This is a genomic window from Oscillospiraceae bacterium NTUH-002-81, from assembly GCA_032620915.1.
GTDB lineage: Bacteria > Bacillota > Clostridia > Lachnospirales > Lachnospiraceae > JAGTTR01.
This window is the reverse complement of sequence record CP136052.1, coordinates 94,415-109,858: the sequence shown is the minus strand read 5'-3', so window position 1 is coordinate 109,858 and position 15,444 is coordinate 94,415. Positions and strand designations below refer to the sequence as shown.

At 52.7% G+C, this 15,444-nt stretch carries 8 protein-coding genes; 1 reads left to right on the top strand and 7 read right to left on the bottom strand.

What is annotated here, in order from left to right:
- The first annotated feature begins 46 nt into the window (after positions 1 to 46).
- A complete protein-coding gene (locus RJD28_00565) occupies positions 47 to 622 on the top strand; it encodes a hypothetical protein (protein WNV58101.1) in 576 nt (191 codons plus the stop codon).
- Positions 623 to 778: 156 nt separating this feature from the next.
- On the opposite strand, the gene RJD28_00560 is transcribed toward RJD28_00565, so the two are convergent.
- From RJD28_00560 to RJD28_00530, 7 genes are all read right to left on the bottom strand, one after another.
- Complete coding sequence (locus RJD28_00560; protein ID WNV59529.1) at positions 779 to 1,312, bottom strand: A24 family peptidase; 534 nt, start codon at positions 1,310 to 1,312, stop codon at positions 779 to 781.
- 191 nt (positions 1,313 to 1,503) lie between these two features.
- Positions 1,504 to 4,110, bottom strand: a complete 2,607-nt coding sequence (locus RJD28_00555; protein ID WNV58100.1) for a cation-translocating P-type ATPase — start codon at positions 4,108 to 4,110, stop codon at positions 1,504 to 1,506.
- A 345-nt stretch (positions 4,111 to 4,455) separates the two neighbouring features.
- On the bottom strand, positions 4,456 to 4,986 hold the full coding sequence (locus RJD28_00550) for a spore maturation protein (protein WNV59528.1): 531 nt from the start codon (positions 4,984 to 4,986) through the stop codon (positions 4,456 to 4,458).
- Positions 4,987 to 5,145: 159 nt separating this feature from the next.
- Positions 5,146 to 5,670, bottom strand: a complete 525-nt coding sequence (lepB, locus tag RJD28_00545; protein WNV58099.1) for a signal peptidase I — start codon at positions 5,668 to 5,670, stop codon at positions 5,146 to 5,148.
- A 254-nt stretch (positions 5,671 to 5,924) separates the two neighbouring features.
- A complete protein-coding gene (locus RJD28_00540) occupies positions 5,925 to 6,116 on the bottom strand; it encodes a hypothetical protein (GenBank protein ID WNV58098.1) in 192 nt (63 codons plus the stop codon).
- On the bottom strand, positions 6,101 to 6,313 hold the full coding sequence (locus RJD28_00535) for a hypothetical protein (GenBank protein WNV58097.1): 213 nt from the start codon (positions 6,311 to 6,313) through the stop codon (positions 6,101 to 6,103). The genes RJD28_00540 and RJD28_00535 overlap by 16 nt, the downstream gene beginning before the upstream one ends.
- A gap of 2 nt (positions 6,314 to 6,315) precedes the next feature.
- Entirely contained in the window at positions 6,316 to 15,318 is a 9,003-nt protein-coding gene (locus RJD28_00530) for an SHIRT domain-containing protein (protein WNV59527.1), read from the bottom strand.
- Between the last annotated feature and the right edge of the window lie 126 nt (positions 15,319 to 15,444).

Below are 15,444 nucleotides of genomic sequence, written 5' to 3'. Positions count from 1 at the left end.
GTCAGTGTCGAAAGAGATTTATCACCTTTTAGGAATGGGATGATACATGGACAGATACCTGAGTGAGAATTTGCTGGACGGAGAGAAGATTTTATGGAAAGGACGAAGCGAGCCCTTCCGGCTGCTTGCGCCTCCTTATTCCCGGTCACTGCCATTGCTGTGGACGGCCTGCCTCTCCCTGCTGACATTCTTTGCTTTTGTATTTATCCCTTTCGCACAGCAGATGCGGGTGCATGCATTACAGTTTGTCCTTTGTCTGATGCTTGTGATCCTGACACCCTTAAGCCTGTGCATCCATTCCATTATAGATAAAAATATCATCGAGAAACATATGGTGTATATTTTTACCAACTATCGGGCCATCAGCCAGACGCCCCGGGAGATCCGATCCATGCTGATCACTCCGGCAACGCCCTATCGGCTGGAGGTTCTGCCGGATGGCAATGAGATTCTCTATATCGGCGATGCGTGCAAGACAAATGCTTATATGAGCCGGGCAAATACCGTTACCGGCATCCACGGGGACACGACTGATCAGAATAAGATCACAGGACTTGTTTTCTACGGACTTCGGAACACATCGGAGCTTTTGCGACAGTTCACCCCGTTTCCATTGGTATAACTCTACATCCTCTATATACCGCGCGGGAATTCTTCCCTGGATTCCCGCACAAACCAAAAACAGAGGACAATTTTATAACAACGCCCCTCAGGAGGGTGTCTCAAAGCCTGGTTTTCACATCATGGCTTTGAGATATCCTCTTTTTTTATTGTCGTCTCACAGGACACAGTTCCATATGGAATAAAGATAAGGAAATACCAATACCCCTGCCGTTCCCAGGCAGAGAAATGGCCCGAACGGAATCTGGCTGCTTCTGTCCACTTCTTTTCGCAGCAGCTTCCACAGCACATACACCCCCGCAGAAAACACACTCACAGCAAATGCATACCAACTCAGTCTCCAGCCCAGCAAAAAACCGGTCAGCGCCGTCAGCTTCACATCCCCGCCACCAAAGGCCCCGGGCCGAAACAGTGTCAGGCACAGCAGAAACCCGCTGACGCCCACAAGCCCCAACAGGCGCTGCCGAACAAAATACACATATGCCGGGCGCGCTTCTCCCGTTGCCGCACACCCCACCACAGTCTCCGGCAAACCGGAATTTTGCTCCATCATCCCAACAAAGAATAATACAAACAGGATGCCCGCCAGCAGCAGCCCGTTGGGAATCCGCGCTGTGCGGGCATCCATCCGGGCGACAATCACCAGAAATATAAGTACCCCCATCACTCCTGTTACCCGCAGTACTTCCATGATTTCCAATCCTTGATATCCTTCGACCTTCCCTCACATCCTTTCCGTTTTTCTATATTCACATACATTGTAATTTTCGCATATTGCAGCCCGTATAGCACTTCTGCTCTATCACTCCTGGATTGCCTGGTTTTGCGCATCCCCAATCCTTGCGTTTATTGCTTCTCATTTTCACTATAGGTCCCAATATATTATCTTCCCCGCATGAGACGCCCTACCTGTAATACGATCGTGGGCGCAGCCGCCAGCAGGAGCATCCCCCACAGACACACCCCGCCGGGCATAACCACCAGAAACAGCTTCTGCAGCACGGGAACAAACAGCACCAGCCCCAGAAGCAGCAGGCCTGCGCAAAAAGCGCCCAGACTGTACGGGTTGCCCCGGAAGCCAAGCCGGAACAGGGAATGGCTGCTTCTGCAGTTGAATCCATGGAACAGCCGGGCCAGAGTCAGCGTCGAGAAGGCCATGGTGCTGGCCGCTGCCGCGCCGCCTGCCCGTAATCCCATATGATATGCTGCCATCGTGCAGATGGCGATCAGGCCGCCCTGCAGCAATACCGCCCGCAGGAAATTTCCCGTCAGGATGCCCTGTTTCGGATCCCGGGGCCGTCGGGACAGCAGATCCGCCTCTGCCGGTTCCATGCCGATGGCCAGAGCCGGCAGGGAGTCTGTCACCAGATTGATGAACAGCAGATGCACCGGCTGAAACGGCACAGAAAGACCCACCAGGGAAGTGTATAATACGCAGAAAATACCGGCCATATTTCCGGACAGCAGAAACTGTACCGCATTCTGGATATTGCGATATACGCACCGGCCATTGGCTACCGCCTTGATGATCGTCGCAAAATTGTCGTCCGCCAGGATCATGGCCGCCGCATCCTTGGACACCTCAGTTCCGGTGATGCCCATGGCAACGCCGATGTCCGCTTTTTTCAATGCAGGGGCGTCATTGACACCGTCTCCGGTCATGGCAACCACATTGCCGTGCTTCTGCCAGGCATCCACGATCCGGATCTTATGTTCCGGCGATACCCGGGCATATACGGAAATTTTGTCAATTTGTTCTCCCAGCTCCTGATCACTCAGTGCATCCAGCTCCGTGCCGGTGAGCGCCATATCCCCCTCCTGATAAATGCCGATGGACTGCGCAATGGCTCTGGCCGTCACCTTGTGATCGCCGGTGATCATCACCGGACGAATGCCTGCCCGTCTGGCCTCTGCCACAGCCTGTGCCGACTCCTCCCTGGGCGGATCCATCATTGCCACCAGCCCCAGGAAAATAAAGTCCTTCTCATTGTCTGTGCACAACCGTTCTTCCACCGTGGTTTCCTTATAACCAAAGGCCAGCACCCGCAGCCCATTCTCTGAAAACCGCTGATTCTCCTCCAGGATCCGCTGACAGTCCGCCTCCGTCACCGGACGGACAGACATGGGCTCTGCACCCTCCCGGATACCGGTACAGCGGGACAGCAGCACGTCCACCGCCCCCTTGGTCAGCACCGTCGGTACCCCGTGGATCCCGTATTTCGTACTCATCAGCTTCCGGTCAGAATCAAAGGGCAGCTCCTCCAGCCGGGGCATCAGCTCCCGGATATCTTTTTCCTGAATGCCCGCCTGCTCTGCCATTTCCAGCAGGGCATATTCCGTCGGATCTCCGATGCCTTTTCCATCCACAATGGCCGAATCGTTGGTCAGGATCGCATCATAAAGCAGATACCGGTGCAGCTGATTGTGCAGATCCAGCGCTGCCGGAGCAACCGTCTCTCCGCCCACATACACCTGCTGCACGGTCATCCGGTTCTGGGTCAACGTTCCCGTCTTATCTGAGCAGATCACGGACACACAGCCCAGACTTTCCACCGCTTTCAGATCCTTGATGATTGCCTGCTCCTTCGCCATCTTCTGGGTTCCCATCGCCTGCACAATGGTAACAATGGAGCCCAGCGCCTCCGGGATGGCCGCCACTGCCAGCGCCACAGCAAACATCAGCGCATCCAGCAGCGGCATCCGGCGATACAGGCTCAGCAGGAACACCACAGCACAGACAATCATAATGAGCATCGCCAGTTTCTTGCTGAAATCGTCCAGGCTCACCTGCAGCGGCGTCTTCTTTTCCTTTGTGTCATTCATCAGGCTAGCGATCTTGCCGATCTCGGTCTGCATACCGGTGCCGGTCACCAGCACCACACCGCGGCCATAGGTCACCAGGCTGCCGGAGAACACCTGATTCGTCCGCTCCGCCAGCGGTACCTCGCCCGCCAGCGTTCCTTCCCGCTTATCCACATTGGCAGACTCCCCGGTAAGGGAGCTTTCATTGACCTGCAGAGAATACCCCTGCAGCACCCGGCCATCTGCGGCCACCAGATCTCCGGCCTCCAGAAGCAGCACATCCCCCGGCACAACCAGCCGTGCATCGATCTCTGTCTTCTGTCCATCCCGCAGTACCTTGGCGCTGGGGGAAGAAAGCGCGCGCAGACTTTCCAGCGATTTCTCTGCCTTCTGATGCTGCACCGTTCCCAGCACAGCGTTCATGACGATCACCGCAAGGATGACCACCGTACTCTCGGCGTTGCCGGAAAACATGGAAATCACGGCTGCCACGATCAGGATCACCACCAGCAGATCACAAAACTGCTCCGCAAAAATGCGCAGGGCGGATTTCTTCTTCGCTTCCTGCAGCACATTTTCCCCCGCTTCTTCCAGCCTTTGCGCTGCCTGTGTGCCGGTCAGTCCCTCCAGCCGGGCCTGCAGCTGTTCCAGTACCTCCTGTTCCGTCATCTGATACCACTCTTTCATCCTGGCTCCTCCTTTTGTTTTGTAAATCATATAAAAAAAGAGACCCTCCATGTGATTATCTGCATACTCCCTGTCAAATAATCACATGAAAAGTCTCGTACCCGTTTCGATATAAAAATCCCGGTATACGTCTCCAGACCTTCCAAGGCCGCGTCTGTTGGATGACGTATCAAAACTACTCCCTCTAAATGTAAGCCGATTGTATCCTGTTTTTCCGGCGCTGTCAAGGCGATTTCTGAAACTTTTACATAAATTTCACAGCCTACCGTTTTCCGTTCGTACTGCTCATCCGCTCTGTTGACCGCCTCTTCATTCCTGTTTACGCTGGTTCCATCCGCCCTGTTTTCATACCGTCATTTTCCCCGCCAGAAAAATACTCGCCGCGATGCCTGCAAAAGTGGCCGCCAGAGCTCCCGGCAGCGTATACCGGGTATTTTTTACCTTTGCAGCCATGAAATAGACACTCATCGTATAGAAAATCGTCTCGGTGCATCCCATCATGATCGAAGTGATCATACCGATCCGGGAGTCCGGCCCGTACTGCTGAAAAATATCCAGACACAGCCCGGTGGCCGCAGACGAGGAAAACATGCGCAAAATGATCAGCGGCACCAGTGCACCGGGCACCTGCACCCGTTCCAGAAGCATCCCCAGATGGTCTCCGAGAAAATCCAGCAGCCCGGACGCACGCAGCACCCCTGTGCCCACCATGAGGCCGGTGAGCGTCGGCAAAATCCGCACGACGATCTCCATCCCCTCCCGGGCTCCGGAAATGAACGATTCGTAGACATTTTTCTTCTGAAGCAAACCGTATCCCACGATATAGAAAATGATGAGTGGTATCGTAAATTCTGACAGAAAATGGAGCAGCCGCATGAAGTCACCGCATTGCACAAGCGTTTGTTTCATTATATAGAAACGATCGCCGGAATATTCCGACGATCACTCCCTTTATCCATATCGCATGATCCGTGCGCCTCACTACTAACCCGATTATCCAGAGCTCACGCATCGTTCGTCACACACGCAGATGACTCATTTATGCCCCGGTAAAGAAAAAGAAAAGAGCACCTTTCCTCTGATCTGGGATTTTGCCACCGCGCCGAAGGTGCGGGAGTCCATGGATTCCTCCCGGTTGTCCCCCAGCACAAATACCCGGTCAGCTTTGACCTCGTAGGGATATTTGATGGAATCCCCTTGTGTTTCTGTCCTCCCCTGGGCATAGTTTTCTTCCCGGACAGTGCTATTTACATACACCGATCCGTCTCGGATCTCCACCGTGTCCCCCGCCAGCCCGATCACGCGTTTGATATAATATTCCCCCGACGGCATGCGGATGCACACGATATCGCCGCTCTCATAGTTTGGAACAATGCGCGTATACACCACCACGTCTCCATTTTTCAGCGAAGGGTTCATGGAACTGCCGTTTACCAGCGATACCCCGATAATAAACCGGAACACAACAAACATGAGGATGATAAACACCGCCAGTTCCTTACCCTGCCGGAGCCATCCCTGTTTCTTTCCGTCATATTTTTTCAACATTCTTCTTCCCAACGATATCACTTCCCTGTTTGATTTCCGCATCTATTATACACTGTCCTGGCCAAAAATCCACCTGGCATTTCAACCATCTTTCCTGTATATAACGCTTGGACGCATTCTGTCCGTGCAAATTGCTGCCTTATTTCACTTCCACGCAGTATACGCCTTTTACTACAGTACATGGCACTTTCCCGCGCAGGCGATAACAAATGCCCGAAACTTGGAAGAGGATGCACAGATTCCTGCGCATCCCCTCCTGATTTTGTTTAGATATGATGTTCGGTGTCCACCGTATCTCCCGCGTAGATGGCGGAAAGCTCGTCCTCCAGATCCTTCTCTTCGTTTTTCATGTCATGGCGTTTTACCATGAACCAGATCACGACTACCAGGAGAACAATGAGTGCGACAATATCCAGCCAGCAAAATCCCAACCGGGTATGCTCTATGATATATGACATGATTCATTCCCTCCTTCCAGATTTCCCTGCAGTTTTTCCGCAAGCTCTTCCTCAAACTTCTTCTCACGCTTTTTCTGGTTGTGTCCATGGACGAGGCCTACAATGACCATTGCTGCTGCGGCAATGATTGCCGGCAGTGTCCAGAAGCACATGTGCAGAACATTGTGGTCAAACACATACAGATTATACAACATCATTCTTACTCCCTTCCGTTACCGGCAGCCGTTGCAGCGTCAGTGCCTGTCAGGCCGCGTTTCTGTTTTTCCAGTTCCAGCTCTTCTCTCAGTTCATGAATCTTCTCCTGATGTTTCTTTCTGCTTCTGGTATAGAAGCCAAGAACGATCAGGGCGATCAGCATCAACAGGAAATGCATGATACAGCATTTATGGTTGTCCAGCTCCATGTCTGCGAGAGGTGTCTCCCCGTCCGCGATCGCTGTCAGATCATAGCCGCCGTTTCCGTCCGGTGTCACCACTGCGTCCTGTGCAGCCGGCACCGTCTCGGTCTGTGCATTTCCGCCGTCAGCAGGTGTTGCTGCCGGTGTGTTGTCTGTTGTGGTTGTCGTTGTACCGCCTCCCGGTGTGGTTCCGCCGCCGTTGTCATCACCGCCGCCATTATCGTCTCCGCCGCCGCCCGGGTTATTGCCGCCGGGATTTGCGGTATAAACGATGGTGAATTCCAGGTTCTGTGCGGGCATACCGTTCTCATCGCTTCTGATGGATGCATAATTCGGTGTGTAGCCGGTTACGTTCGGGGATACGACATGGAACTGTGCGCCAAAGTCGTAAGTGCCGTTGTAATCTGCTGCCACGGGATTTCCGTTGGTATCCACATAGTGTACGGTAAGTGTGTATCTGTTCACAGCGAAGGTGCCCTCAACAGTGATGTTGTGTGCCGGCATCTTCTCCGGAAGTGTAGACGGGTTCCAGCCGCTGAAGGTGTAGCCTGTTCTGGTGAGTGCCTGCCGCAGGGCTGCGATAGGCTGACCCGGTACATACGTTTCCACTGCTCCATATACCTGTCCGTCTACCAGATAGGTCACGGTGTACTGTGCCACTGCGATCTCTGCCTTTGTCCAGGTGCCGTCTACGGTTACATTTGTTTCTCCCATGACGCCGCCATTCGGGTCATTCCAGCTGCCAAAAGTGTAGCTTGCATTGACATTTCCATAAGCGTCGCGGGTGTATACGGTCATGTTCGGGTATGTGGTATCCACATCGTAAGGCTGGTTGTTTACCAGGCCGATGATGCTTGCCGGTACTGCCAGTGCGATCGGATTGCCGTCGGCATCGTACAGCTGCTCCTCCGGCAGGCCGCTCCAGCTGTATACCACATTGTGTTTTGCAACTTCCGCTGCCTCATAGCGCCATTCGCCCTTAAATGTCAGGTCTGCGGTGATGTAGCCCTTTGTCTCCACAGCATCCCAGCCGCTGAAGATATAGGCACCGTTCGGATTTCCATACTGGTCATAGGTGGTTACCGTATAACCTGCCGGGAAAGTGGTATCGACACTGTAAGGTGCGTTGTGTGTGTAAATCCGGTTGTCTTCCGGTTTCTTCGGTGTTGCATCGCTGCCGTTCGCATCCAGAATGGGTTCTTCCGGCAAACCGCTCCAGGTGTAGGTAATGGTATGGGTCTGTACGGGAATCTCTTCCTTCGTCCAGGTGCCTGCTACCTCTACATCTGCGGTTCCCATGATACCGTTATTGGGATCCGTCCAGCCGCTTAAGGTGTAGACTGCTGTCTGGTTGCCGTACTGGTCATGGGTGTATACCGTCGTTCCGATCAGGGTGTTGTCCAGTGTATAAGGCTGATTGTTCACCAGATCAGTAATGTCGCCCGGCAGCTTCGGTGTCACTTCATTGCCTTCGCCGTCATAAAGTGTTTCGTTTTCCGGCAGGCCGCTCCAGGTATAGGCTACCTTATGCGGAGTCTGCGGCTTCGCTTCGTAGCTCCAGATACCAGTTACGGTCAGATTGCTGGTAATCTTACCATCTTTCGTATCCCAGCCGCTGAAGCTGTAGATGCCGATGACGTTCTCATATGCATCTTTTACTTCAATTTTTGTTTCGCCTGTATAGGTCTTGTCGATCTCGTAGGGCTGATTGTTCTTGTAGCTCGTGTCATCGGTCGGCAGGGTGACGCCATCCGGGATCTTGCCATCCCAGGAGTAGGTAATCTTCCATTCAGGAATCGTTATGCTTTCGCCTGTCCACGCGGCAACGATCACGATATCAGAGTCTCCCATGGTGATGGTGCCGGATGCGCTCCAGTCACCTAAGGTGTAGCATACATCTGCATTGCCATATTCGTCATGGGTATAAACCTGCATACCCGCGGGAGCGCCTGCGGTATTCACCGTATAAGGCTGTCCCTTCACCAGGCCGCTTGTGCCACCCGGCAATGTGGGAACGATCGTGTTGCCTGCTGCATCGTATAAGATCACGCCATCCGGCAGGCCGCTCCAGCGATAGGTTACCTGATGCGCTGTCACGGTTGTTTCTCTGAATGTCCATGTGCCTTCGATGTTCTGATCAGCAGTCATGATACCGGACTTGGGTGTCCAGCCGCTGAAGGTATATTCGCCGTTGACATTGCCATACTGATCATGGGTGTATACCTGATAGCCGTCAAAGTATCCGGCTTCTGCCGCAAAAGGCTCTTTGTTGATATAAGTCCTATTGTCAATCGGTTCCTTTACATTTTCAGTGATTTCCTGCCCGTCCGCATCGTACAGCTGCTCGCCGTCTTTCAGGCCGCTCCACTTGTAAGTCAGCTTCCAGGTCTGTACCGTTACATCCGCTTTGGTCCAGTGACCGGATACAACGATGTTTTCATCTCCCATCACGCCGTTGCCCGGATCGCTCCAGTTGCCCATGGTGTAGGATGCATTCACATTGCCATACTGGTCATGGGTATAGACCACCATGCCCTGTCTTAAGGTGTCGATCGTATAGCCCTGATTTTTCACCAGTCCGACGTGCGGATCAGGAAGCGTCGGTACAATCTGCGTACCTGCTGCCGTATAGTAGGTTCCCTTCGGCAGATCCCAGGTGTAGGTCACATTGTGCTGTGCCACGGTCGTCTCTTTCAGGCTCCAGGTTCCATGGATGATCAGGTCAGAATGATTAATCCTGCCATTTCCTTTATCCCAGCCGCTGAACGTATAGACGCCATTCACATTGCCGTACTCGTCTGTGCGGTTTACCGTATATCCTTCGCCGTATGTGGTATTTACCGTGTACGGCTGGTTGTTCTTATACTTGGTGTTGTCTGTCGGCAGATTCACACCTGTCGGTACGTCTCCATCCCAGGTATAAGTAATGCTGTAATCAGGAAGTTCGATTACTTCCGGTGTCCACTGTGCGCTGATCTCCACATCGCTGTCTGCCATGGTGATCTCACCGGATGCACTCCAGTCACCCAGGGTATAGCAGACATTCAGGTTGCCATAGGCATCCTTTGTGTAGACCTTGGTGCCAGCCGGGCAAACTTTTGTATCTACCGTGTACTTCTGATTCTTCACCAGACCAGAAGCGCCTGCGGGCAGCTGCGGTGTAACTTCGTTTCCTTTTTCATCGTACAGTCTGGTATTCTCCGGCAGACCGCTCCAGCTGTAGATAACGTTCAGCTGTTTTACGTCTGTCTTAGTAAATGTCCAGCTTCCTTTGATGGTCAGGTCACTGGTGATGGTGCCGTCTGCGGTATCCCAGCCCTGGAAGGTGTAAACACCGTTGACGTTGTTGTACGCATCGTAAGAATTTACCGTATATCCCGTTGTAAATGTCCGATCAACGGTATAAGGCTGTCGGTTGGTATAGGTTCTGCTGTCGGTGGGCGGATTCACACCTGCCGGTACAGTCGTGCCTGTCCACTCGTAAGTGATATTCCACGTCTTCACATCGACAGCTTCCGCCGTCCACTTTGCCTCAATGGTGATGTTCGCGTTCTTCATGACGCCGTTTTCCGGATCCTGCCAGGTGCCCAGTGTGTACTTGGCATTGACATTGCCGTACTGGTCATGGGTATACACCACCATATTCTCCTGAGAACGGTCTACCGTATAAGGCTGGTTGTTCACCAGACTGGTATGCCCTTTGGGTTCCTGCGGTGTTACTTTGTTTCCGTCCTTATCATATAACTGCTCACCCGGCAGGCCCTCCCAATGGTAGGTGACATTATGAGCATCCACCGTCTTGGTCTCAAAGCTCCATGTACCTTCAATGGTCAGGTCGGAGGTGATGGTCTCCCCTGTCTGATGGTTCCAGCCATGGAAAGTGTAAACGCCATTCACGTTGCCGAAATCATCGGTTGTCTCTACGGTTATTCCGTCCTTGAATTTGTCATCAACGGTGTACTGCTCTCCATTGATATAAGTTTTACTGTCTGTCGGAAGCGTCTGTGCGTATTTGCCGGACGGTACATTACCTTTCCAGTTGTATGTGATCTTCCAGGTAGCCACATCCAGCTTCTCTTCTGTCCAGACACCCTTTATCTCTCCGTTGGCGTTGTTGATCTTTCCGGTTCCCTGATCCTGCCATTTTCCTAACGTATAGGAAGCTGTCCGGTTGCCGTACTCGTCATGGGTGTATACCACCGTGTTCAGCATGGTGGTATCAATCCGCTCGGCATAGCTCTCGCCGTTCACCAATCCGGTGATAGATTCCGGTTTCTCCGGTGTGGTCTCTTTGCCATCTGCGTCATAAAGGGTAACGCCGGTCGGCAGACCGCTCCACGTATACTCTACCGTATACTGTACCAGCTCTGTCTCTACATAGTTCCAGGTTCCCTTTACCTCGATATTGCTGGTAATGATTCCCGGTGCTTTATCCCAGCCGGAGAACCGATACTCCCCGGTGATATTTCCATACTGGTCATGAGTCGGTACGGTATAGCTGCTGGTATAAGTCGTATCAATCTTGTATGTTGCGCCATTCACATATTCTGTCGGATCGTTGGGCAGGGTCACGCCGGTCGGAATGTCTCCATCCCAGGAATACGTGATCTTCCATGTATCCACCGCGATTTCTGTCTTCACCCATTCGGAGGTGATGGTCACATCGCTGTTGCCCATGGTGCCGTTACCCGGATCCGTCCATGTGCTCAGTTTGTAGGAAGCGTTGGTGTTGCCATATGCATCTCTGGTGTAAACGGTCATGCCCTCCTGGTCACGATTGACCGGATAGGTCTGGTTATTTACATACTTGTTGCCATCGGTGGGCTCCGTCGGCCGTACTTTCAGTTCGTTGCCATCTGCATCATACAGTGTTTCATTGGGCAGGGTTGCCCCCCAGCTGTAGTGCACCTCATGTGCCTCCACTGTCTGGCTGATGAATTTCCATGTACCGGAGATGGTACGGTCAGATGTCATCGTTCCGGTCAGCGGTGTCCAGCCGCTGAACTCGTACCGGCCATTGATGTTGCCATATGCATCCCTGGTGGTTACGGTGTAACCGGCCGGGTACTGATTTGTTGCGTGAAATACCTCATTGTTTCTGTATGCTGTATCATCGGTGGGCAGGATCTGTGCATAAACGCCTGTGGGCACATCCCCGTTCCATGCATAGGTAAGCTTCCAGGTCTTCACCTCTACGTCTTCTTTTACCCATGTAGCACTGACGGTAATATCTGCCTCGCCCATGGTACCGTTACCCGGATCTGTCCATGCGCTTAACTCATATTTCGCATTGACGTTGCCCAGATCATCGTGGGTGTACACAATGGTTCCCGGCATTGCCTTATCAATGGTGTACTTCTGTCCCTTCACCAGGTCAGTGATGGAAGTCGGTTTCTCCGGTGTTACCACTATGCCCTCATCATTATAAAGAGTGCCAGCAGGGAAATTATGCCAGATGTAGTTTACATTGTGTTTTGCAACATCTGTCTTGTCATATTTCCAGGTACCCCTGATGGTCAGGTTTTCTGTGATCTTTCCGTCTTCGGTATCCCATCCGCTGAAAGTATAGGTGCCAGTCACATTGTTCCACTCGTCATAAGTGGTTACGGTGTAATTTTCGCCATACTTGGTATCTACTGTGTAATCCTGGTTGTTTTTATAGGTAGTGCCATCTGTCGGCAGTGTCTGGGCGTAATCGCCTGTCGGCACATCTCCGCTCCATTCGTAAGTGATATGCCACTCCTTTACCTGGAATATCTCTTCCTGCCAGACACCCGTTACATTCACGTCTGCGGTTCCCATGATACCGTTATTCGGATCTGTCCATGCACTTAACGTGTACTTACCGGTCTTGTTGCCGAATGCATCCCGGGTGTATACCACCGTACCCGGCATTCCGGTATCCAACTGATCAGCATAGCTTTCGCCATTCACCAGTCCGGGGATGTCATGCGGGTATTCCGGTCTGGAAATCTCTGTGCCCGCTTCATTATACAAGGTTGCATCCGGCAGACCTTTCCAGGTGTAGAATACCTTATGTTTCTCTACCGTTACCGATGTGTATGTCCATTCACCGGTGATGGTCACATCGCCTGTGATGGTGCCCTCTGCCGGACTCCAGCCGCTGAAGCTGTAGTAACCATTCACATTGCCGTACCGGTCTGTCGTCTCCACTCTTCCGTAAGAGGTCTTTACCGCTTCATACGGATCATTGTAGTGGTAGACAGTGCTATCGGTCGGCAGGGAGTATACATCGGTGACTGCCTTGTCCGGGGTGCCCCAGTCGTAAGTCACATGGAAAATCTTGTATACCGGTGTCCACTGTGCCACATAGGTTGCATTTCCGGTCACTGTGTCGCTGACAGTCGGATTCCACCCTGCAAATTCGTATGTATAGGTGTCATCTGCTGCTCTGGTCGGATCGTCGATGGTCGGCGTCGCATCTCCTTTGTGCAGGCCGCCAAATGTCGTCTGCGCACTGGTGGTCGTTCCGCCATTCAGATCATAGACAACCTGATATTCCCCTTTATAATAAATACGGATCACATTTTCCGCACTGTCGGAGGTGATCAGCTTTCCCGGTGTCTCCACGCGGTCAAGCTTATAGGTGATATCTCCTGCGGTCTTCTCGCCCGGTGCGGCGTAAGGAATCCGCTCTCCCTGCGTGCCATTTCCATTGACCGTCTCATTGGCATTCAGTACATCATCATAATAATATTCCACCGTATACGCTGCACTGTTGGCCACATATTTCCCATAGAAAACGACACTTTCCTGCAAGTTTCTGAAATCTTCTGCAGTGGCTCTCTGCGTGCATCCCTGATCCTTATACCAGCCATCGAACGTATAAGTCACATTGTTGACGGTCTTGGTCGCATCCTGGGCAGGTGCCGTCACATCATTACCCTGCTTGTATACCTTGGGCCATCCGGTCACACTGTCAAATCCGCTGACTGTCGGCTGTTTCACCTGGAAATCCACGGTAATCTCGCCTGCGGTCTTAAACACCGCATACCCGTCCACATGGTATACATATGTACCATTCGGTACGACTGTACTATACCCATCGTTTGCGCCATTCTCCACGACAAGATATGCCCAGTTTACGGAATAGGTACCGACCGGGGCATCCGGAGATGCATTATACGTATACGTTACTCCATCTACAGTGATATCCGGCATCGTGCCCGGATAGGCAGTAACCATATTCCAGTCATAATATCTTGTTCCGTGCAGACCCGCTGTGGCCTTTGGCCCCGTGACGCTTCCGGTGCCTGCATAATACCAGGTATCCCGATAACTGGCACTCGTAGAAGCTCCCGGTTTCCAGATATAGAAATATGCAGTCTGCCCGGACACATCTCCGGTGGTGTCTCTCGTTACAGTAATGACAGAAGACGCCACCCGGGTGCCGGAAGAAGCGGTGACTGTCGCACTTCCTTCCTTCACGCCTGTCACTTTTCCGTTCCTGTCAACCGTAGCAATATTGGGGTCACTGCTGGCCCATGTAACAGATGCATTGCCCGGTTCAACAGTTGCAGTCAGCTGTACCGTGCTATTGGCTGCAACTGAAACGCTTTCCGGATATACCGTCAGTGATGTAGCCTCTACAGCCGGGATAACTGTCAGGGTAAAGGTCTCCTCATTCCAGTTCCAGCCTTTATTCCTTACCCAAAAACCATGCTTTACTGTTGCAGTACCCACAGCCAGGGCTGTAAGCTGCGCCGTATTCTCGGAATAGGTATCCAGTCTCACGATCGCAGAACCGGACGTGATCTGCCAGCGGTCACTCGCCGGATAATCTCCCTGTGTTCCGGTAACGGAAATACTCTCTCCCTCCCGGAGCGTATAATCGGTTGTAACATCCAGCGTCACAGCCTGATCCCCGCCAAAGTGTGCGGTAAGCGCATTCTTCTGCTCTTCACTGAATGCTGCGGTAAGCTCGTCCAGATTCGGATATTTCTCATAGAGCGCGTCCATGTCGTCGCCGGATACGGTCATGAGATACGCGAACAGCTCATCCGCAGGCATCTCGTTCAGATCCTTCTCTGCGGCTTCCTCCTGCTCCGCCTCAGCCGGAGTCTCTTCTTTAGCTTCTTCCGCTTTCTGTTCGTCCTTCTTCTCCTCAGTCTTCGGAGATTCCTGCTGTACTTCCTCTGCTTTTTCCTTAAAGGAAACAGCGATGGTGGTATCAGCATCTGCCTTCAGCTCATAAGATGCATTTGCGCTGTCACCGGATACCGCACCAAGTGCAGTACCGTTGGCTGTCACAGCTGCGATCTCATGATTCTCATCTGCAGATACATGGAGAACCACAGATGCATTCTTCTGCATCTCCTCTGTCAGGCCGTCTGCTGCATTCTTCGCACTGCCGCCATCCACCGATACGGTTACCTTGCCGCCGGATACGGCCTGCACATGCAGCTGACAGACTTCTGCTGCCTTCTCCTCTTCCACGGGAGTCTCTGCCGCCGGGGCCTTGGCCTGTGCTTCCTGCGCCGGTGTCTCTTCCTGCGCCGGTGCTTCTGCTGCCTCCGCCTTCGGCTCTTCCGCAGGTGTCTCTTCCTGTGCCTGCGGCTGTTCCGGCGCGATCTCAATCTCATGCACCGTCGTCTCAGGCTCCTGGGCAGGCGCCTCCTCTGCGGGCGCTTCCGCCACGGGCTGTGCTTCCTCCTGCTCTGCCTGTACTTCCACTACTTCCTGCGTTGTCTCCGCGCCGGCTTCGCTGTACATCTCATCCTCGCCCGTCGCCTTTAAGGTACGATCCGAAGACACGTACAGGCCGCTGGACACGACCAGCGCCACCGCCAAAACTAACGCAAGACCTCTTTTAAAAATAGCTCTTCATACGGTATCTTTCCTTTCTCTTGTGATCTGTATATCCCACCTGTTGTTCAACAATAGATAACCTTCTACTTATTAAGAGCGGGG

Coding starts and splice junctions, on each gene's coding strand:
- RJD28_00565 (WNV58101.1), top strand. CDS start 47: ATGGACAGATACCTGAGTGAGAATTTGCTGGACGGAGAGAAGATTTTA.
- RJD28_00560 (WNV59529.1), bottom strand. CDS start 1,312: ATGGAAGTACTGCGGGTAACAGGAGTGATGGGGGTACTTATATTTCTG.
- RJD28_00555 (WNV58100.1), bottom strand. CDS start 4,110: ATGAAAGAGTGGTATCAGATGACGGAACAGGAGGTACTGGAACAGCTG.
- RJD28_00550 (WNV59528.1), bottom strand. CDS start 4,986: ATGCGGCTGCTCCATTTTCTGTCAGAATTTACGATACCACTCATCATT.
- RJD28_00540 (WNV58098.1), bottom strand. CDS start 6,116: ATGTCATATATCATAGAGCATACCCGGTTGGGATTTTGCTGGCTGGAT.
- RJD28_00535 (WNV58097.1), bottom strand. CDS start 6,313: ATGATGTTGTATAATCTGTATGTGTTTGACCACAATGTTCTGCACATG.